Below are 21,810 nucleotides of genomic sequence, written 5' to 3' on the forward strand. Positions count from 1 at the left end.
CCTTGTCTAGCAAATATACTATAAATCTTAGTTTCTAACGATTTAGAATAGAGGATATGCAACTATTTTTAAGATTATCAATTGTAAACAATTCGCTTAGAACACATTAGCCAGATGAATAAACTATTAGAGAAAAGAATGTTAGCTTTGCTAAACCGCCGAAAAGCCCAAAATGCTTTTAGAGTGGTTCGCAGTCAATCCCACTTAATTGATTTTTGTTCTAACGATTATTTAAGCCTAGCTCGATCCGAAGAACTACAAATAGAAACCAAAAAACAATACAAAAACCAATTATCAGGCGCCACAGGATCTAGGCTATTATCCGGGCATTATGATTTGTTAGAAAGATTAGAAAACCAATTGGCAATTTTTCATCGCGCTGAGTCTGCTTTGGTCTTTAATTCAGGGTACAATGCTAACCTAGGACTTATTAGCACCATCCCAAGACGATCGGATGTTATTTTGTACGATGAACTCATCCACGCAAGTATTCACGATGGGATACGATTAAGTCCTGCAACACCCCTAAGTTTTGCACACAACGATTTAAGTGAACTAGAGCATTTGCTTAGCAAACACCTTGGAAAGAATATTTTTGTCCTCGTTGAATCCATCTACTCTATGGATGGAGATGCTGCTCCTCTAGTGCAAATTCAGGAACTTTGCCAGAAATATGATGCCAATTTAATTGTTGATGAAGCACACAGCACAGGAATTTATGGCAGTCATGGAGCTGGGCTTTGTGTCGAATTGGGTATCGAACAATTTGTCTTTGCTAGGGTACATACATTTGGCAAAGCCATTGGTACACATGGCGCTGCTATTGTTGGTTCCCAACTACTTAAAGAGTATTTAATTAATTATGCTCGCCCTTTAATATACACAACCGCCTTGAGTCCTCATACTGTACAAAGTACTTTAGTAGCCTATCAATTCTTGGAACAAGAAGGCAAGCATTCTATTCAGCGATTAAACGAACGTATTGCTTATTTCCGAAAACTCATTCTCAAACAGAACAAATATACTTACATACAAAGTACTAGTCCTATTCAATGCCTTATTGTCCCTGGAAATGAAGCCGTTTCTCAACTTGCATTATCCCTACAAAATGCGGGGTATGACGTGCGCCCTATTCGCACACCAACCGTTCCTATGGGAAAAGAACGCATTCGAATTTGTCTTCATTGTCATAATTCACTAGAAGAAATTAAGCAGTTGATCGAACTAATCCTTTAGAGTTTTTTTTCTAAAGAGGACCTCCTTGCAATTTATATTTTTGAGCGTCCATTTGAGATTTCACCCCTTCGTTTAAATTAACACTAAAATCGTCAAAATTATATTGATATTGCTGCCCCATATGAGCACCTCCTTCAATACTTGGCGTTACCAATGAGCCACTCATAAAAGTCAATTCGTTAGCAGATTTCACATAAGACAAACCTCTAGCTTTAATCTCAAAGCCATTTTGTTGCATTAAAATTTCTGCATTTTCGATATGTACATTTTCAGCATAATGATCTAAATAAAAATTCCCCGATCCAAGTACTGAAGCTTCAATAGCATCCGATTCTTTGTAGGTATATAGACCACTCAATACCAAGTCATTAAAGATATCAATATCCTCATAAATATCCTCCCTATTTCCCTCTGAACTTTCCAAATTGATTTTGATGTAGGTCAATATATCTTCGTTAGATTCCAAAGGTGTATCAAAAGCCAAACTATCTTTCATTAACAGACGGATGCTATCTATTTTTTCCTTTGCAGCAGCTTCTGCAGCTTGCCAATCATGGTAGATTTGCTGTTGGTTAGCGCGCTTACTTTCTATTTCTGCTTTTAGAATATTAATAGACATTTCTTTAGACAGCGATTCACCAGGGCTAAGGTTTCCTTCTTTTAATTCTTTCTCTAGTCGTTTTAATTTTTTTAAGTCCTCTTTTAGAGATTCATCTTCTCCCATTTCCGCCAACATTTGGTTGACTTCAATTTCTCTCAAATCATCTTCTATATGGTACTGCACCTCTTCCACTTTTGTTTCTAAGGCAAAAAACATATCCAACAATAGTAGATCGTCCAGATAAAAATCTTGAGAATCTCCAAAGAGTAAATCTTTGAGTACATTTAAAATGCTATTTCCTGATTCTCCCAAACCATTATCAATTTCACCCCCCATTCCACCACTACTAACTTCTTTCCGTTTATCCAGAGCGGCCGTCATTGCAACAGCATTTAGCTCTGCCAAACTCTGAGCACGAGCAATTTGATAAGCCTCTTTATAACTTGACTCAAAACTTTGCCAACAAGACACGCGCTCATCTTCAGACAAATCGGCAAAAGAATAATTCAAATATTTATTAAAACCTTCGTCCAAATAATCAGATACAACGGTTAAGTCTTTTACTTCATAATAAACCAGCAACTCCCCCAAAGACCCCATACTTTGTTCTCCAACACCAAGTGCTTTGATGGTATTCAATTTTTTATAACGGCTATAAAATGGATCTTGAGAGTAAACAATTTTTCGAATTATTTTTTCACTTAATTTCAATTCATGAACAGCGTCAATAGCCGCATTTCGTTCAGCATATTTTGCCGTAATTTTTTGAATAACTCCTAGTGGCGATTTAGGAGTCGCTCCAGATTTCCCTTTAGCTCCATACAATGCCTCTTTAGGCAAACCAGCAATAGCGACACTTCTTCCTTCATCTACCCCTTTAAAAAAGGCATCTTTATCATCGATGCGAACCCCATCTTCTGGCTCCACATTAAACATAGCATCCCCTCCTAGAAGTCCACGATCATAACCTAACAACTTGCCATATTCATAATCTCTATTTGTCCAATATGCTTCAAAATACGCTTTCACATAAGCCGATTTATAATCGTAATTCATAGCATCGTGCTTACCTTTATTTTTTCGTCGATAATCATCGTCCAATTGCTGTACTATTTCTCTTCTTGAAGGCGGTTCTTTGTGGGGCTCTTGAGCATCTAATGCCCCCTGTTCCCTTCCTTTAGATTGTCCATCATCAAAACCCTGCTTATATTCATCTCCACTAGCCGTTGCCAAGTCTGCATCCGAAGGCTGTATTACTCCATTTTTGATCAGCACTCCTACTTTAATACCTTCTAAATATCCTGTTTTGTAATAAGAACTTTCATAATCAATTTCATCACCAGACATTTGAGCATACGGAGCACTAGGAACTTCTATTGCTGTCTCTGGAGCCATCTCTGTGATCCCCATATAGTAACCATAATCCTGCAACCAGTCTTGCATGAATTTATCTTTGTAATTACTTTCAATAGATGCAACTTTTGCTTGATAACCTTTGATGTAAGCCTCTTTCGCCTTTTCTTTAGATTTATCGTAGCCTTGCAGAGCATCTCCTAAAGTTGAAAAATCCAGCGAAAAAATACTCAAGAATACATCTTTAGTATAATTTTCTTCTATGTAATAATTGGCAATTTTTTTAATATAATCATCTTTTTTACCATAAAAATCATTAATAACAGCCAAATCAGTTGAGTCAGTTATCGTTACTGTCTCCCCAGCCTCTAAATCAGCCTCGCCTTCAAGATATCTAAACGTTATTTCTTTAGGAATATTAACACCTTCTAACTTCACCCCTTTCCTCATGTAGATAATTTTAGTCCAAAGCGATGTAGCATCATTATTGCCTTGCAAATAAAACCGTTCTTTATCTTCTTTCTCCTTATTTAGATCCACGTTTTCCTTTTCTGCCAATTCAGCCAAACCTCCAGTAAGGCTTGCATCTGTCACACTTTCTTCCAAAGTTGGATCGGTTCCGAGTTTGCTTATGAAGCCACCTAATCTCTCAAGTAGTCCCCCCCCTTTGTCATTTCCTTTTGCTGTTTCCTCTTTGCCTTTTTTATGATTACCCGATGCACCAGTAGCCGTTTTCTCACCAGCAATAGAGCGAATCATTCCTTTTTTGAAAGCATTGTATCTAGCTTGATACTTAGCGGCACGATATCCCTCTTGATAAGCAGCTTTAGACGTTGCCTCACCACTTCTATCAGCAATTTTTCCTCCTTTAGATTCCTCTTCAGCCACACGATAACCCAAGTTAAAACTTTCCGCATCTGCCTTTCCTTTTGGCAAACCATATTTTAGAGTCGATTTATCTTTATTATGATATTGATATCCAATTAAGAAAAAATACAGCATTCCTGCCCCCATATCTCCTGCATATTGAAGCTTACCATCCTCCGTTTTCATCCCCTTATAGGTCTTATACTGATCTCTTATTTGCGCTTCGTCTTCCTTTGTATTATTTTCAGGTTTGCCTGTTTTTGCATCAACCACATATGTACTATACCCAGAGCTATACCCTCTAGCAAGACCATCCTCAAAAGCTTCTTGGGTTTTGCCCTTAAACTTTGAGTGAGCGCTTTCTACCCCCTTCCGCAAAGCAGATTCCGTTAGGTTTCCTCCCAAATTAACTTTTGTAATAACTTTATCGTAAATTTCTTTTACCAAATACGAACCTTTACCACTTGCATTTTCAAATAAATCATCCGTATCCAAATTCCCTTTATCTGATTTCTTCCCCTCTTTGGCTACTCTAAAAGCATGATTATAACCATTTCTATACCCTACAAAATAATCCTCTCCACCTTGATTTTTAGAAGTAACCTTCGCTTCTTTTTCCGAAGCTTTGATAGCAGCATTAAGTTGCGCACTACGAGATTTTATGTCTCGTCCTTTCCGATTAAGTTCTTTTAATTTTTCTTTTCCTTCAATAACTTTAGCTCCCACTTTCAGCCCCCAGTTAAAGCCCTTTCTCTTAGGAGAATTCTCTGCACCAGCATATCCTTCCTCTTGTTTCTTTGTTTGTGCTTTTTTAATCAGTTCTTTTGTCCACCAATTAAAATACTCATCTACTCCCAACTTATAGTAACTACTTTCTGCCCCCACAACTCCATTCAAAGCATCTATTGCTTTGGTTAAATCTGTCAATCGTTTTTCCTCTTCCTTTGAACGACTATTCTTTGTCAGCAGTTCGTTTTTCTCAAACTCAGCATTTGCCAACAACTGCCCCATTGTAAACCCTTTAGCAACATTTCCAGTTTCGGTTGGTCCCGCATAAGTAGATTCATCGCTTGGCATCAAGACCAATATCGATCGTTGATAATCAGGGTGCATTTTATGCTTATCCCGTTTAAAAGCAACTCTAGAATTTTGCCCTTGACGGTACCCTTGATTAAAGCCCATCAACAACCCTTCCTTAAATAAGGGTTTGCCCAATAAAGCCTTGGTAGGGTTCGACTCGTTCTCTTTGTCTGCCACCTCTCCAAATATCAATGTTGCCTTGATACTTTCTCTCAACTCATCGGGGATAGGAAAATATTTAGGCACACCAGCCGCTTCCATTTGATCAGGATCGTTTAAAGCCGTTAACAGATCAATCCCCGAAGATTCTATCATTGCCGATAAAAAGCCCTTTAGATTTCCCGTAGAGTAACCTGCAACAAAGTTCGGTTTCTTGTATTTTGCTTCTCGTTCAGCTTTCGCTTTATTTTTCTTTCCCTCTTGAACCTGTGCATAGCCCTTATTATAACCTGCATAGAACCCACGGTATCGCTGCATATCAGCGCCCTTTAGTTCTCGTTCATCTTTTCCTTCAAACGTTTTTTCTAGTTTCAACAAATCTGGGGCACCACTTTCTCCATTTGCTTGTTGTACCCCTAGTTGGTAGCCTTGCTCATAAGTAGCTTTATAATTTTCATCCATTTTAGGAGCTTGCTTCCGCTGGTTCTGAGCTTGGCGATATCCTTGATTAAAATGCAACAAAAAAGCTTTTTCATAAGCAGGACCAGACAATTCACCACCTGGAGTTTGTTTCTTCTCAGAAGCAGCATTCTCCAATTCAGCAACCGTAGTTTTCACAATTACTTCGTGATATTTGCCATCTTTTGTCATCGAGAACTTTGTATCGACATTTTTTTCACCTTTTGCCAAGAGCACCCCACAAGTCATTCCCAATGAAGCCCCCACTTTATATTCTTCCGAACCTTGTTCTTTCTCCATTTGAGCCGTTCGCTCTGCTGCTGCTGCTTCAGCTTTTAGGGTTTCCCCTTCTCTATAACCTTCATTATAACCTTGTATATAAGCATCATAATACCCTTTCATAGGAGTTCCAACGCCACTTTCTGGTTTTTCCTCTGTACCGTACTCCTCCATATTTTTGGCGATCTCCGTATTAACACGGTCATACTTATTTTTTGCCGTTTCTTCCTCCGCAGGGTCATCACTTTCCGAAAATTTTGTAATGCTAAACTTCCCTCCAGCAGCAGGAGTAAGCTTGGCACCATAGCCTAAGCTTCGTCCAACCATTAATCCTCTATTCTTTCCTTCATTTTTAATGTTTTCCGCTTCAGCATCTTCCTTAATCTCTTCATCTGTTTCTTTTACATCAAAAGCGGCTAAAGCCTTGGCTTTAGGATCTTCTTTTCTTTCTTCCTTTTTCTCCTCCTTTTTAGGCTCTGTCGTTTTAGGTGTAGAAGTTCCCCCTACAGAAGTCGTATTAGTAGTCCCTGAGAATGTTGTCGTTGATTTCTTCTTCTTGGTCAACGCATTTTTTGCTTGTCCGATCTGCTTAGCGCCATCTTTATCTGGTTGTCCTGTAGGTACCGCCCCATTCTCATTTTTGTCTTTTTGAGCCAAAATCCCTAACACACCTTTTAATTTATCAGAAGCAAAAATTCCTTTTGGGGCTTCCTTTTTTTCTTTCGGAGCTTCTTTCTTTTGAGAATCGGGGGTTCCTGTTGTTCCAGAAGGCACTGTGCCAGTTTGTTTAGGAGCAACCTTTTCGGTTGTTTCGGTAGGCGGTGCTATATTTTTAGGTGTTGGAGAAGGAGTTACATTAGGCATAGGACCTTTAGGGGTAGGTGGAACATAAGTACTAGGCGCTACTCCAAGTCCACCCCCTGTATTTTTTTGAGGATTAGTTGTGCCAACGGGTTTGCTCTTCAGTCCTCCGCTAGTATTTGTATTTAATTTATTTTTAACTGTTGGAGGTGTTCCACTCAAGCCACCTGATGTATTAATTTTAGGGTTAGACTCTATTTTTTTTACTGTTTCCCAATCGGTGTATTGGGATTTTTTTTGTAGGCTTCCCTCTCCTATGGCATAAGTTTTACTATTTCCATCAAAATTTATGGCTACAGGTTTTGTGTGTTTAGATTTAAACCCTGCTTCTACATTTATGTTTTTAGGTTTAGAGTGATCGTTCATACGAACAAACTCTTTGCCCTCTTTTTCTTTATTTTTATTTAAATTATTACCGTTGGTAAGGTCATTTGGATTAGCCATGTAGGATATCAATTAGTCTAGAAAAAAGTGTGTTGCATGCTCCCATTTAAACAAAAACAAAATGAGCCAGCTAATACAGCATTAAATTACAAATAAAATGTAACTTTGCCAAACAATATTTTCATAAGTCATCTCTTTTTTAAGTTTTTGATATTTGCTCTAAAAATAGTTTTTTTATAGCCCTATTTATCAGCACTTAACACCTTGTGGCTTTTTAATTCTAATGCATATTTTTTTACTGTGAAAATTACAACATCTAGTTTTTTAATACTATCCATACTACTCACCACTCCTTCCTTCTTATCCGCCCAAACTCCTGTCAATGTACATTACATTGATTTAGATGATTTATTGTTCTATGTATTGCCATTTTATGCCATCACTATTTTAGGCTTGGGTTTATTTATTCATAAATTAATGCGCCCTAACTTCTCGTCTAAATGGCTATATATATGTAGTTTAATTGGCATCTTAGGAGCTGCGGCTATTGCTTATAAGTTTCAAGAAATTCGTACAACTCAGTTGCCAAGTGCGCAACCTTCTAAGATTGACATGCGTAATATTCCCAAGGATATTCAAGAACAAATAAGAGCAAGAGAAAATGATGAGTTGAAAGAAACAATTGCCAATTATTGGGTAGTCGCTATTCCAAACTTTATTCTATTAGGACTTGGTTTGGCAATTGATTGGAGAAACAAGAAAGATTATGAATTAAAAGACAACTCATAAATCCCTCTTATCACAAAGCCTGCTTTGCATTTCAGATCAAGAGATCGTATTAAAAATACAAAGCAGGCTTATCGAATTATTGAGCAGATAAGTTTGGTTAACGCAAACGGTTAGAATCACGAACCAATTTGTCATCTTTTTGAATTCCTTTATTGGCTAAGATAATTAAAATCATTACCAATACGGGCATAAACAAACCTCCTCCAACAGTTGCAATTGATTGAATGGTGTAAAACAAGTAAGCAGCAAAAGCAAACAACCCTGCTGTAATCAAAATATTAAGCTTGCCTAAATTCATTTGCAATTTTCGATTGTTGTACAAGAAAATCGTGACAAATGATAGCAAAACCACTAAAACGGTCAAAATAATTAAAGCGATATTATCATTAATATTTAGATAACCATCAGCCAAGACTCCTTCTGATTTAACAGGACCACTAGCAAATGGAAGTGCAAACAAGGAACTTCCTACCAAAGATGCTAATAATAAGTAAACAGATTGAATGCGTTGTATCATGTTTTCTTTTAATTTTTTATGATAAGTAGTCGGACACAAAACAAACATATGACGTAATTTCTTCTGTGTTCATTTACTTATATTGTAGATTATAATAAAAATCAAATACTGAACAAGCTTGCCTATTAGTTGTTATAAGATTCAAAACAATTCTCGCTAGACATTTCCTTTGCTCTACTATGTTTAATACCTTTGAACTCCTTTTTGCGAAAAGGTCACTTCAATATTAAAATAAACTCTCGCAAAATTAATATTTTGCTTCAAATGAACAATAAAAATCAAACAATATACATCATAGATGCTCTAAGGACACCAATAGGAAAACTACATGGAGCACTATCACATATCCGCCCCGATGACTTAACAAGCCTACTTATCAAGGGGTTAGTTAATAAAAACGCTATTAATAAAGAAGAAATAGATGGCATTATCCTCGGTTGTGCGAATCAGGCTGGCGAAGATAATAGGAATATAGCCAGAATGGCTAGTCTATTAGCAGGACTCCCTTACGGCTCTACAGCCACTACCATTAATAGTCTTTGTTCTTCGGGAATGGAAGCCATGCTAAATGCAATAAAAAATATTGCCCTTGGGGATGGTGATTTGTATTTAGCTGGAGGCGTAGAAAGCATGAGTAGAAGCCCAATGGTTACAAGCAAAGTAGATCAAACGACAGTAGATAGCCTTATTGGCTGGCGATTCGTTAACCCCAATATACAGCAAGCTTGTCCTCCTTTGTCGATGGCTGAAACAGCGGAGTTATTGGCTCAAAAATATGCTATTTCTAGAGACCAACAAGACTTATACGCTTATCACAGCAGACAAAAATACCAAGCTGCTCTCGAAAAAAACATCTGGCGATCAGAGATACTAGCTTTGGCAGATCAAAAAAAGAAGCTTTGGCGATTAGACGAACAACACCGCCTTTTATCTTTGGACTTGTTAACTAAATTACCTACATTAGTTTCTAATGGGGCTCATATTAGCTCAGGGAATGCGGCTAGAATCGGCGATGGAGCAGCTTTGGTTGCTTTTGCTTCGAGAAAATACATTCGCAAACATAATATTCAACCTATTGCAAAAGTAAAAGCATGGGCAAGTGCCTCGTGTCATCCTAGCGAAATGAGTCTTTCGGCTGTGGTAGCAGCACAAAAAGCTTTGAATAAAATTGATTTAAAAACCAATGATCTCGACTGGATTGAAATGAGTGAATCTTTTGCTGTTCAGACTTTGGTTTGCATCCAAGAACTGGGACTAGATCCTCAAAAAGTAAATCCAAACGGAGGGGCATTGACCATTGGCAATCCTATTTCTGTGAGCTCTGCTCGATTGGTTGTTTCTCTGGCAAAAGAGATGCAACGGAATAAAAAAATCAAGTATGGATTGGCGACAACTTGCGCTGGTTTGGGTACAGGAACCGCTTTGATTTTAGAAGCTCATAATTAGAGTAGTCATTCACAGGTTATCGCTCCAAATCCGCACAAAACACCTTGTGTGTATATTTGATTAAAGAACAATGATTAAGAAGCTATTTAATAATATAAAGGCAAAAGTTCTTCCAGTTGTACATTATATTTACAACCACCCCTTAGTACATCCTATTATACATCCAATATATACTATTCTTAGCAATACCATACAAAGTTACAACGATCACAAGGTATTTCGTTTAGGAGCAGCACTAGCCTATTACACTATTTTTTCCTTGCCAGCACTTATTATTGTAATTGTTGGTTTGGTTGGCTTTTTCTTAGGAGAAGCCGCTGTTCATGGAGAAGTCTATCTTTTTTTGGTCGAATTTGTTGGACCAGAGGCTGCCAAACAAGTAGAAAATGCCGTGATCAACATCGGTACTCCAGATACCAATTGGTGGGCAACTGTTATTGGTATAGGGGTTCTTATTTTTGTTGCTACAGGTGTTTTTTATGCCCTCCAAGATACTTTAAATCATATTTTTGAAGTCAAACCAGTTCCTACAAGAGTTCGAGTATTGGAAGTGCTTATCAATCGGGTACTTTCTTTGGGAGTTGTACTAAGTATTGGTGGTTTGCTTCTTTTATCCATTGTTCTCAATGCATTACTCTTAGAAATGAGTAATTTCATTAGTGGCAACAAAGCCTTTTTGCACGACACACTTCCTGATTTCTTCATTCCTTATATGGAATATTTGACCGATTATTTTTTAGTATTCTTAAATCTTGGCATTTCTGTTTTTTTGGTCACCTTATTTTTTGCTATGCTATATAAAATTCTTCCCGCAGTCAAATTACAGTGGAAATATATCTGGTTAGGTGCCTTTTTTGCTGCCATACTATTTTGGATTGGGCAATTGGTCATGGGAATCTATTTGAGCAAGACTAGTGTCATTTCAGCCTACGGTGCTGCGGGGTCTATTATTGTCATCTTAATTTGGGTTTCCTATTCTTCTCAATTAGTCTTTTTGGGGGCAGAATTTATTATTGCTGCTTGTAATTACAACGACGTTGAAATCAAACCCAAACGATTTGCTAGAGCACTGCAAAAGACTCGCCGCAAAAAGATAATCAAACAAATTGCTCGCAAACAGCTAGAAGATCTTTCTAATGATTTCTTGATAGCAGCTCCACCTTCATATACCAAACTCCGAGAAGCTAATGAGATGGCAAGTGTAGAAAACCTTCCCAACCCTCCTGCTCCCGATCCTCAACAAGAGGACATAAGTAAAAACATCAAATCCAATGAAGAACTTGGATTCAATTCGGATAAAAACATTGATTTAACCAAATAAGATTGATATGATCTTAAAGTTTCAATTGGAATGATAATTGATTTTTAGGTTAAAATCGTATTTTTACTACTGTCATAACATCAACTTTATTTTCCATATACTTTATTGAATACTTCGTGGATTTTTTCGTTTTTTACAAAGAACAAAAAGCAATTTTTCATCAATCTGATTATCAATATTTTAACCATTCAAACCCTAAGAAACACATCTTATTGATAATCAACTGCGCAGTACTCACAAAGTAGCACGTAGTAGCAATATAACTAAAAGCGCAGTGCTCACGAAGTGAACTGATGCGCTTTTTACCCGAAGTAATGTTATTAAAAAACACACGCAAACGATTTCATCATTATGTTATCCAAACAATACCTATCTTCTTTTATTTCTATTTTCATCTTAACAATACTTAGTACCCTTGGATTTGGGCAAACAGGTTGCACCATTGGCGATTGCCAAAATGGAAAAGGTCGATTTATTTATGAAAATGGAGACAAATACATTGGGGAATTTAAAAACTCAGTGCCTCATGGTCGTGGCGTTTATTATAACAAAGATGGAAGCATGTATAAAGGTCCCTTTGTAAATGGGAAACGCCAAGGTTATGGTACGTTTATTTGGACTAATGGCGAAAAATACATTGGAGAGTACCACAATAATATGCGTCATGGAGAAGGCATCTATACATTTTCGGATGGCACGCAACAAAAAGGTATTTGGCGAGATGGAACATTTGTAGAAACTATTGTAGAACAAAAAACAGAAGTTGTTGTTGCTAGCAACGATCCTTTTGGTTCCAACAAAGAAGAAAAATATGTTGGCAAATTTTTCAAAGCATTGAGCAATGTTGACACTAGTCAAGCAAGAACTGCGTTGATTATTGGTAATAGTTACTATCAAAAAGCCCCTCTAAAAAATCCAGTCAATGATGCCATTGCCATTGCAGAAGAACTCCAACGTTCTGGTTTTGATGCCTATGTTTATACGGACTTGAACCAAATTACTATGAAAAAAGCCATTCGAGAGTTTGGAGAAACTCTAAAAGAACGAGGCGGTGTAGGTCTATTTTTTTATGCAGGGCATGGTCTACAAGCTGATGGACGAAACTTTTTAGTTCCTGTTGATGCGGTTATTGCCAAAGTCCAAGATATTGAATTTGAATCGGTCGATTTAGGGCGTGTTTTGTCAGAGTTCGAATACGCAGAAAATGATATGAATATTATTATTCTGGATGCTTGTAGAGATAATCCATACAAAGAGGAGTTTGAAAAATCTAAGCATGCCAGTTATAATGGTTTGGCATCTATTGGTTCTGCGCCTTACAACTCGTTTATAGCTTTTTCAACCGCTCCTGGATCGGTTGCTTTGGATGGTAAAGGAGTCAATGGGTTGTATACGCAAGAACTGCTAAAAGCCATGAGCAAAAAAGGACCTGGATTGGAGGAAGTATTCAAGCAAGTCCGCAGAAATGTTCGTAAATCATCGGAAGGCAAGCAAATTCCTTGGGAAAGTTCGTCTGTAGAAGACGATTTTTATTTCAAAATTCCATAGGATTACTTTTTTTCATTCTGTATCCTCACTCAGTTCTGATTCTTTTATGCTAAGAACGTAGGCATAAAAGAGCCCTCATACTGAGATAAACACCTAAGTAACGATAAAAAATAATCTTCCGATTTGCCTAATCTTGCTGCCAATTTTTGAAAACTTATATTTTTGAACGTTACTAAGCAATTTTATTTTTTTGCAATAAAATCGCAGGTTTTTGTATTTCCTATTATTGAATGTTGACCTATCTTTGGTTTACTAAAAATGGGTTATGTTGGTTTCATATTTTGGGGTTCGTCCATACATTACAAATTTTTCAACAGAGTAATAAACGAAGAACCTGTATGATACCAATTCCCAACTAGTACTTAATACCACACCCCAAGCTACGTGAGCTATTAGCTATAAGATGAATGAGGCATTAGAAAGAGATCTTCATCATCTTCCTTCCTTAACTCATCATACAACTTACATCTCTACTCAATTTTTTGGTTGTGTTGTTAAATGTATGATGGAAGTTCATTGAAATAAAAGACAAAAATTTTAAACAAATGCCATTGATACTTAAGTTTCTTAGAAAACTTGGTAGTTCTTCGGTGAAATCGTGCAATTTTAGAGCGAATAAGAGTATTAATACCTTCAATATCTTTAGTAAAAGATTTACCAATAATATGTTGATAATAAGGTAAGACCTCTTTAAAACTCTTAAAAGCATCTGTACAGTAAAATTCAATTTCTATATCTAGACACTTTAATTGTGTCATTAAATATCGAAGTTGCTTTTTTGTACGTTTGCCCATTGTTACAGCTAATATTTCTTTGGTCTCAGGAGCGTAAACGTAGAAAACCCACACTTTTTTACCTTTCTGATTCACAAAGGAATATAACTCATCAATTTGCACTTTTTTATACTTCTTTTGTCTAGGAGTAATTTTAATTTTTTCTCCTTGCTCTAGTATAAATCGAAGAGTAGTTTTAGGACTAATTCCAAATATTTTGTAACAATCTCTAATACCACTACCATGTAATAAAGAACTTTGTAGCTGGGCTTTCATACTTGGATCTGCTCCTTGGTATAAATATTCAGCTTGAAATTGTTTGCCACAATTCTTACACAGAAAGTTTTGTCTTCCTGTGGTTTTTTTCCCGTTTTTAACGACCTTTGAATTGTGGCAATGAGGACATTTTATTTGTATAGATATTGAACACATCTTACAAATATAGTCTTCATTGTCTTTTTTTCTAACTTATCATACAATCTACATCACTACCAATTTTTTAAGTACTACTTAATAATCAAAATTATGAAAGAAAAGAAAAATAGACGTCAGTTTTTACGCAATTCTGCTTTATCTCTATTAGGACTTAGTGCAATTCCTACTACTCTAAAAGCCTCCGAAGAAACGACTGATCAATTGCACAACTGCAATCAAACCACAGAAGATTACTACGGAGAAGGTCCTTTTTACACCGCTAATCCACCAACGATTTCCAACAACCAACTAGCACCCACCAATGAACCAGGGACAAAAATGATCATCAGTGGTCGAGTCTTTAATTTGGACTGTAGTCAAATTATTCCCAATACAGTAATAGATGTTTGGCATGCTAATGATGCTGGTGCGTATGACAATTCAGGAGGTTATCACTTGCGAGGAAAAATGCAAACCAATCAACAAGGATTTTATATTTTTGAGACGGTCAAACCAGGTCATTATCTCAATGGTCCTACCTATCGTCCAGCTCACATTCACTTCAAAATCACTCCTCCTAATTTTCCTACCTTAACCACCCAGCTCTATTTTCAAGGCGACCCGTATATTACTAACGATGCTGCTGCTTCGGTCAATTCTGGTGCTTTTGATGCCACTAATCGAATTATTTCACTAACCAATAATGGAGGTGTTTTAGAAGGAACTTGGGATATTGTTGTTAGTGGTAATGGAATTCCAACGGGCACTAGCAATCTTCACATCGACAAAGGAATCATTTATAATGCTAGCCCTAATCCTTACTCCGAAAGCATCCGAATTTATTATGGGATATTTAGAGAATCTAGGGTTAATATCGCAATTTATGATGTTGCAGGACATTTAGTTGCCAACTTGGGCGAAAAGCAACTCAGTGCTGGCAAATACGAAGCCTTTTGGCAACCTCCCGCTAACCTTTCCAATGGACATTATTTTGTTGCCCTAACAATTAACTCTTTGCAAGTTCATTACTTAAAAATTGTCTATCAAAAATAAAACTTAAGTCCCAAAAAACAGTAAAAATCATTGATTATCAAAAAAAATTAAACTATTTGACGTATTTTTACGTTAAAAAACGCACAAAAAAGTTGCAAAACTTATTCTAAAGGTATACATTTGTTTTATCACAACACAATTTCTCCATATTTGCAAGTAATAAGCAATCGTTCAGAAAAAATTCTACAAACACAAATTTATTGTTTAGCTATTATTTTTTCTGTCCACTTGCTTAAAAACAAAATAGTATGACCAAATTAACTAAAGTAGAAGAGGAAATAATGCAAATTATTTGGCAACTCGAACGATGCACTGTCCGAGATATTATTGACCAATTAAAAGAGACTCCGAAACCACCTCATAGCACGATTTCTTCTGTAGTAAGAATATTAGAAAAAAAAGGTTTTTTAGGACACAAAGCCTATGGACGTACCTATGAATACTTTCCTATTATAGCCAAAGAAGACTATAGTAAGGAATCTCTTAGTTCATTAGTACGCAATTATTTTGGAGGTTCTGCCAAGCGTTTGGTCTCTTTCTTGGTAAACAAAGAAGATTTGTCTATTCAAGATTTATCAGAAATGATGGAAAAGTTAGATAACACAGAAGAAGAATAATCCATTGATTATAGAGAGTATTATTCCCCAAACAAAGCATAATTCTAGTGAAGTATTTCCAAATAACCTTTACCAAAAAATTTGATTCCAATGATTTCTTATATACTTGAAGTTAGTTTTAGTTGGTTGATATTTTATCTTGCTTATATTTTACTTTTGCAGCAAGAACACTTCTTTGGAGTCAATAGAGGGTATCTTTTAATAACTCTAATTACGGGTTTATGGTTACCTTTTTTACAAATTGAAACAACTTACACCTATCCTATTCCACAACTATCCTATTTCTTAGAGGAAATTACAGTAGGAGAACAAGTGGCAGAAACAGTGGAATACACGAACTACTGGCATTGGTCATCCATCCTTTTGGGGATTTATGGAATCGGAGTATTTGTTGGCGTAGTACGCTTTGTTCTATCATTACAAAAACTACATTCTATGTACAAAAATGGAATGGCAGAACACAAATCTTTCTATACTTTAATAAAAACCAATTCTATTCACTCTCCTTTTTCATTTGGTTCTTACCTATTTATTAGCAACAATATTGCTTTAGAAAAGCAAGCATATCAATATGTCATAGAGCATGAAACAGCACACATTCGCCAAAAACACACTTTAGACTTATTGCTTGTAGAATGCTTAAGCATTCTGTTTTGGTTCAACCCTTTAGTATTTTTATATAAGACAGCCTTGCGCGACCAACATGAATTTTTGGCTGATCAAGCTGTCCTTTCACATGTTCCAATCAAGGAATATGGTCAATTACTAATTGAGCAATCCATCCCGGGATTAAAAATTGGATTGGTCAACCATCTTATTTATTCACAATTAAAAAAACGCATCAATATGATGACTAAAAAAAAGAAATCCAATCGACCTCCTTATTTCAGATACGCACTTAGTTTTAGTGCCTTTCTTCTTGTCTTTTGGACCGTATCTTGCAGCAAAGATCTTCCTTCAGAAGCAGAAGCAGAAATCGCTGAAAAACTATCTTCTGAAAAATTAACCGCATCAAAATACAAACCAACAGAGTCAGATAAAACATCTCCTTTGTTTGTAGCTGAAAAAATGCCTAGATTCCCTGGTTGCGAGCATATCGCTGGCAATAATAAAGCAAAAAAAACTTGTGCTGATGAAAAGTTATTGCAGTTTATTTATGATAATATAAAATATCCTAAAAAAGCAAAGAAAGATGGTACAGAAGGAGTAGCTATTGTCAGCTTTATTGTCTCTGAAACTGGTACTATCAAAAATCCTAAAATTTTGCGTTCTGTAAGTCAAGAATGTGATGCTGAAGTACTTCGTATTATAGAATTAATGAATGAAAATGGGCTTGTTTGGACACCAGGAGAAGATGGAGGAAAGCTTGTGGATGTTACTTATAACTTGCCTATCCGATTTAAACTAAAATAAAAGTAAAACCTAAAAATCAATAACATAAACATAAAACGGGCTTACTTTTCCATAAAGACGCTTTTATTTTTTTAATATTTTTTTCAAAAGTTCAACGTAAAAATACGTTTTAAAATGTTTGTTTGCGTTGAACTTTATTTTACAAAAAAATCTCATGATTACAATTATAAAATATTTGATGAGTTTAGGATTAGTTTTCTTTGCTCTCTTGGTCAATGGACAAAATGAAACAACTAAAACAGTTGACCAAATGCCTCAATTTCCTGGTTGCCAAGAAACTGACCAAAAATCACAAAAAAGGTGTTCCCATGAAAAACTCATGGCATTCATTCAAAATAACCTGAAATATCCCAAAGAAGTGGAAGGAAAAGAGGAAGGAACCGTAATGGTCAATTTTGTTGTCAGTTCTAAAGGAACGATCAAAGACATTTCTATTAAACGCTCCCTTAATAAAATCTTTGATAATGAAGGTATCCGCGTGGTAGAACTAATGAATAAAAAAGGAATTCGCTGGATTCCAGGGAAAAAAGATGGGAAACCTATTGATGTTGCCCTAAGTTTACCTCTCAAATTCAAAATGGAATAAAAATTTAACCAATACATTTTATTATTAAGTAATGACCATTCGCAACTCAGAGTACTCTTAAAGGTACTCTGTTTTTTTATGTCAAATGCACACCATTAAATTTTAAAAAATAAAATGTATCACAATGTAAACAAATGTAAAACATTGCAAACAAAACTATTATTAGTTTAAAATTTCACTGTTTCTCTTATTTAGCTCATTGCCTTTTTTGTTAAAAAAAATCCTTTTCTTTGGTTCTTATACATCTTTTTCTTAGTATGGTACAAATTATGTGAACGCTTGGCTATGAATCAACTTAAACAAATCCTCTTTAATTCCATTTCTATTTGTTTACTTCTCGCTGTACTTGGATTTGCGACAGGTCAAGTAATAGAAAACTACGCCCATCAAGCACCCAATGTAGCTACTTACGCTCAAAATATAGAGCAGGCGTTGCATCAAGCAGAGAAAGAGATTGATGGTTTATTTAATAATGGTTCTTTTCTCTTAAATGCCGTAGAAGGTTACGTTCTAAGCGATAGTGTTGAGAAATACATCAACAAGCCTTATACCTTTATTATTTACAACGATCAGGATTCTATTGTTTATTGGAACAATAATAAGGTGCTTCCCTTTCAATCGGATATACAATATTCCCAAGTTGATACCATTGAAAAGTATAAAATCAACGAATCCATTTTTTTGAGAATTCGGCGACCGTATCAATTCCTGATTGATGGCGTCACTTATTATTATAATCTTGAAGGCTTAATTCCACTCTATAGGCACTATTCCATACAAAACGAATATTTGCAAAACTACTTTGCGCTAATGCCGAAGGAATTTTCTAATTATATCACGATTAGTGAAGAAGAAACAGACTTCAGCATTAAAGATCGTTTGGGGCGACCAATTATTTACATACAAGCTAGCGAAAGTTATCCCTATCACTGGATTATTATCTTTAGTACTATCTTGTACTTTTTAAGTAGCTTCTCATTTTTGTTAGCCATCCATCTAATTGCTCAAAAAATTAGCTTCAAAGGGCACATACTACTCGGTTTAAGTCTTTTTGTCTTTACATTTTTGTTATTTAGGCTTTTCACTATTTTTTATGATTTTCCCTTATTAGCGCACGAATATGGCATATTTAACGAGCGACTTTCGAATGCAAACAACATTTGGTTTTACTCTTTGGGGGATTTTCTAATTGATAGTGCACTACTATTTTGGTTGTCTATCTACATCTCTAAGGTGATTCGTTTGACCGATATCAAAAACTATCGTTTCATTCAACAACTGACCGTTGGTGGATTAGGCTATATTGGACTGATAGGTGGCTTGGCAGGTGCTCAATTTGCAATGCGAGATATCGTTATGTCCTCTTTTATTTCATTTGAGTTTAACGACTTTTCTCGCTTAGATTTATACTCCTTATTGGCATTAACAGGTATGGGAATTATGCTACTGGCTTATTTCTTTTGTACTTACCGATTCTTTACTTTTCTTAAAGAATTTGAATTGGGAATACGAACCAATATTGGCTTGTTTTCGAGTGCCTTAGGGATTGTTTTGGTTGTCGCATACATTACTAATGTTCTCCCAATTGATATTGGAGTATTTACGATAGCATCTATGATACATGCCATCACTCTGTATTTCTTTGTGCAACGAGAAACAACGTCTTTAGCTTGGATTAGTATTTGGCTCTTCTTATTTTCAACATTTGCGACCATTGTCATCGAAAATTCTAATACAGATAAAGGTATTTCATTGAGAAAAGATTTTGCCAAAGCCTTGGCGTTTGAGCGAGACATGGAGACAGAAGTAACCTTTAAATCTCTTGTTCCCAAAATACTAGATGATGGTTTCTTAAAACTGTTCATGAACAACCCTCTTTCTCCTTCTCCTAGAACTCAGGCAATAGAATTATTAACTTCACGATACTTAGACAACTACTTTTTTGGTCGTTACGATTACAGTGTTCACATTTACAAAGAGGAAGGACAACCTTATCGAGGCGAAACTAGAGATTATGAGTCACTAATGAATATCATTAAAAGTAGTCGCAAAACGATCTCAAAGTATTTGCAATTTTATTCTATACCCGATGGACAATATGCCTATTATGCCAAATTACCAATTACACAGAATGGTGCTTTATTAGGTATTGTTATTATAGAATTTACTCCCAAAAAAGAGTTTAAAAAATCGAATATTTATGTTGAGTTATTAAGTAGAAACAAAGAACGTTTGGAGAGTATTTATGCTCAATTTACTTATGCGGTTTACAAATATGAAGAGCGTGTCTCAACCAATGGGTCTAATTTTAGGGCGCAACTAGCTTATTCTCTTCCTAGACCTGATCCTGGAGAGTATAAAATGCTCATGATTAAAAGCACCAACGACCAAAAAAATCATTTGGTTTATAGTAGCCAATACGACGGTTCTACTATCTCTATCGTTACGGTTCCTAAGCTTAATCTGTTTAAGGTATTCACTATTTTCGCCTATATCTTTTGTTTTGGTATTTTCTTGTTATTCTTAGGTTATCTTATTAACTATCTTATTTTCAAAGTAACAAATATTAAATTTGCTATTTTAAACTTTGAAAACTCGCTTCGAGAGCAAATACAACGAGGTATCATTATGGTTACCTTAACGTCCTTTGTTGCTATTGCAATTATTACAATCTCTTATTATAGCGACGAATACGACGATTACCACCGATCAAGGTTGTTAAGAAAAATAAGCAGCACGGCTCGAACAGCGGTTTGGCAAATTCACCAAAATCAAGATTCTATTATCAAGCTTCCTGATGCTAGAAGTTTAGCTGATATACACAAAATTGATGTTAATATTTATGATTTAGGGGGGAATTTAATTACCTCATCCGAAAAGGTTGTTTTTGAACGGCATTTGATTAGTAGAAAAATGAACCCTATTGCCTTTCAACTCCTGAGAAATGAACAACAAAACTTAGTATCGCGTACAGAGATTATTAATGATTTTGAATACATCGCAGCCTACATGCCTTTAAAAGATAAAAATGAAATAACCATTGCTTATTTGAATCTACCTTATGATTTAGCTGGCTCCAACAATATTGGTTCTCAAGATGTTGCAGAATTCTTAGGCGCGTTATTAAACGTCTATGTTATCTTTTTATTAATAGCTGGTGGTGCCGCCTTTTTTATTGCCAACTCTGTTACCAACCCTCTTTCTGTCATTGGCGCAAAATTAGATGCAGTTGAACTTGGAAAAAAGAATGAACCGTTGATTTGGAATAACAAGGATGAAATTGGGGAATTGGTTGATCGTTACAACCATATGATTAAAGAACTGGAAGAGAGTACCAAAAAACTAGCTCGTTCGCAACGAGAAAGCGCTTGGCGAGAGATGGCCAAACAGATTGCCCATGAAATCAAAAATCCGCTGACTCCCATGAAACTCAACATCCAATTACTAGAACGTGTCGTTAATACCAACCCTGAAAAGGCGCAAAAAATGGTAAAACGAGTTTCCAATACGCTAATTGAACAAATTGATAGCTTGGCTCACATTGCCTCAGAGTTTTCTAACTTTGCAAAAATGCCTACCGCAAACAATGAGTTCTTAGATATCAATGAACTCGTTCGCAATGCATATAGCTTATTTAAAGAAGAAGAAAATGTACAACTATACTTGGATATGACATCCAAAAAATGTGTTGTTTTTGCTGACAAAACACAAATTATGCGTGTTTTAAATAACTTGCTCAAAAACGCTGTACAAGCTATTCCTGACGATCAACCAGGTATTATAAAAGTTCAATTAGCAGCCACCAGCACTACAGCTATTTTAAAAGTATCTGATAATGGCTGTGGCATTCCCAAAGCTCAAGAAGACGATATTTTTGTCCCCAATTTTACCACTAAAAGCTCAGGTACAGGCATTGGTTTAGCTATGTCTAAAACGATTGTTGAAATGGCAAAAGGTCAAATTTACTTTGAGTCTGAGGAAGGCAAAGGAACTGACTTTTTTGTTGAATTACCATTGGCTGTTGAACGAACATCTTCAACTACAGTAGTATAAT

The 21,810-nt window shown here is 35.9% G+C and carries 13 protein-coding genes; 10 read left to right on the forward strand and 3 right to left on the reverse strand.

Annotated features, from left to right (window positions below; translation table 11 throughout):
- Positions 1-114 precede the first annotated feature (114 nt).
- A complete protein-coding gene (locus QP953_RS16705) occupies positions 115-1,236 on the forward strand; it encodes an 8-amino-7-oxononanoate synthase (RefSeq protein WP_309551944.1) in 1,122 nt (373 codons plus the stop codon).
- Positions 1,237-1,246: 10 nt separating this feature from the next.
- On the opposite strand, the gene QP953_RS16710 is transcribed toward QP953_RS16705, so the two are convergent.
- The gene (locus QP953_RS16710) at positions 1,247-7,339 is read right to left on the reverse strand and encodes a hypothetical protein (RefSeq protein ID WP_309551946.1); all 6,093 of its coding nucleotides are present in this window, start codon (positions 7,337-7,339) and stop codon (positions 1,247-1,249) included.
- Positions 7,340-7,579: 240 nt separating this feature from the next.
- Between QP953_RS16710 and QP953_RS16715 the strand changes: the two genes are divergently transcribed.
- Positions 7,580-8,068, forward strand: coding sequence for a hypothetical protein (locus QP953_RS16715; protein ID WP_156039609.1), 489 nt, complete (start codon positions 7,580-7,582; stop codon positions 8,066-8,068).
- A gap of 97 nt (positions 8,069-8,165) precedes the next feature.
- Here the strand turns inward: QP953_RS16715 and QP953_RS16720 are convergent, their stop codons facing one another.
- Positions 8,166-8,585: a DUF4293 domain-containing protein gene (locus QP953_RS16720; protein ID WP_052592073.1), complete on the reverse strand. Its 420-nt coding sequence runs from the start codon at positions 8,583-8,585 to the stop codon at positions 8,166-8,168.
- Between the two features lie 264 nt (positions 8,586-8,849).
- Here QP953_RS16720 and QP953_RS16725 point away from each other — a divergent pair, with 264 nt between their 5' ends.
- The 3 genes from QP953_RS16725 (at position 8,850) to QP953_RS16735 (ending at position 12,900) form a co-directional block, all read left to right on the forward strand.
- Complete coding sequence (locus QP953_RS16725; RefSeq protein ID WP_309551948.1) at positions 8,850-10,031, forward strand: thiolase family protein; 1,182 nt, start codon at positions 8,850-8,852, stop codon at positions 10,029-10,031.
- A gap of 70 nt (positions 10,032-10,101) precedes the next feature.
- Positions 10,102-11,352, forward strand: coding sequence for a YihY/virulence factor BrkB family protein (locus QP953_RS16730; RefSeq protein WP_309551950.1), 1,251 nt, complete (start codon positions 10,102-10,104; stop codon positions 11,350-11,352).
- A 351-nt stretch (positions 11,353-11,703) separates the two neighbouring features.
- Positions 11,704-12,900, forward strand: coding sequence for a caspase family protein (locus QP953_RS16735; RefSeq protein ID WP_081909415.1), 1,197 nt, complete (start codon positions 11,704-11,706; stop codon positions 12,898-12,900).
- Between the two features lie 494 nt (positions 12,901-13,394).
- Here the strand turns inward: QP953_RS16735 and QP953_RS16740 are convergent, their stop codons facing one another.
- The gene (locus tag QP953_RS16740) at positions 13,395-14,105 is read right to left on the reverse strand and encodes an IS1 family transposase (RefSeq protein WP_309551951.1); all 711 of its coding nucleotides are present in this window, start codon (positions 14,103-14,105) and stop codon (positions 13,395-13,397) included.
- A gap of 93 nt (positions 14,106-14,198) precedes the next feature.
- Here QP953_RS16740 and QP953_RS16745 point away from each other — a divergent pair, with 93 nt between their 5' ends.
- The 5 genes from QP953_RS16745 (at position 14,199) to QP953_RS16765 (ending at position 21,809) form a co-directional block, all read left to right on the forward strand.
- Positions 14,199-15,140 (forward strand): hypothetical protein, encoded by a 942-nt coding sequence (locus QP953_RS16745; protein ID WP_309551953.1) that lies wholly within the window; start codon positions 14,199-14,201, stop codon positions 15,138-15,140.
- Between the two features lie 248 nt (positions 15,141-15,388).
- Complete coding sequence (locus tag QP953_RS16750) at positions 15,389-15,757, forward strand: BlaI/MecI/CopY family transcriptional regulator (protein ID WP_052592063.1); 369 nt, start codon at positions 15,389-15,391, stop codon at positions 15,755-15,757.
- A 90-nt stretch (positions 15,758-15,847) separates the two neighbouring features.
- Positions 15,848-17,170, forward strand: a complete 1,323-nt coding sequence (locus QP953_RS16755) for a M56 family metallopeptidase (RefSeq protein WP_309551955.1) — start codon at positions 15,848-15,850, stop codon at positions 17,168-17,170.
- 154 nt (positions 17,171-17,324) lie between these two features.
- Positions 17,325-17,756, forward strand: a complete 432-nt coding sequence (locus QP953_RS16760; RefSeq protein ID WP_309551957.1) for an energy transducer TonB — start codon at positions 17,325-17,327, stop codon at positions 17,754-17,756.
- A 285-nt stretch (positions 17,757-18,041) separates the two neighbouring features.
- Positions 18,042-21,809 carry an ATP-binding protein gene (locus QP953_RS16765; protein WP_309551959.1) on the forward strand — a complete coding sequence of 1,256 codons (3,768 nt, stop codon included), beginning with the start codon at positions 18,042-18,044 and terminating at the stop codon, positions 21,807-21,809.
- Position 21,810 lies beyond the last annotated feature (1 nt).

Origin of the sequence: Aureispira sp. CCB-E, from assembly GCF_031326345.1 — a bacterium.
Taxonomy (GTDB): Bacteria; Bacteroidota; Bacteroidia; order Chitinophagales; family Saprospiraceae; genus Aureispira.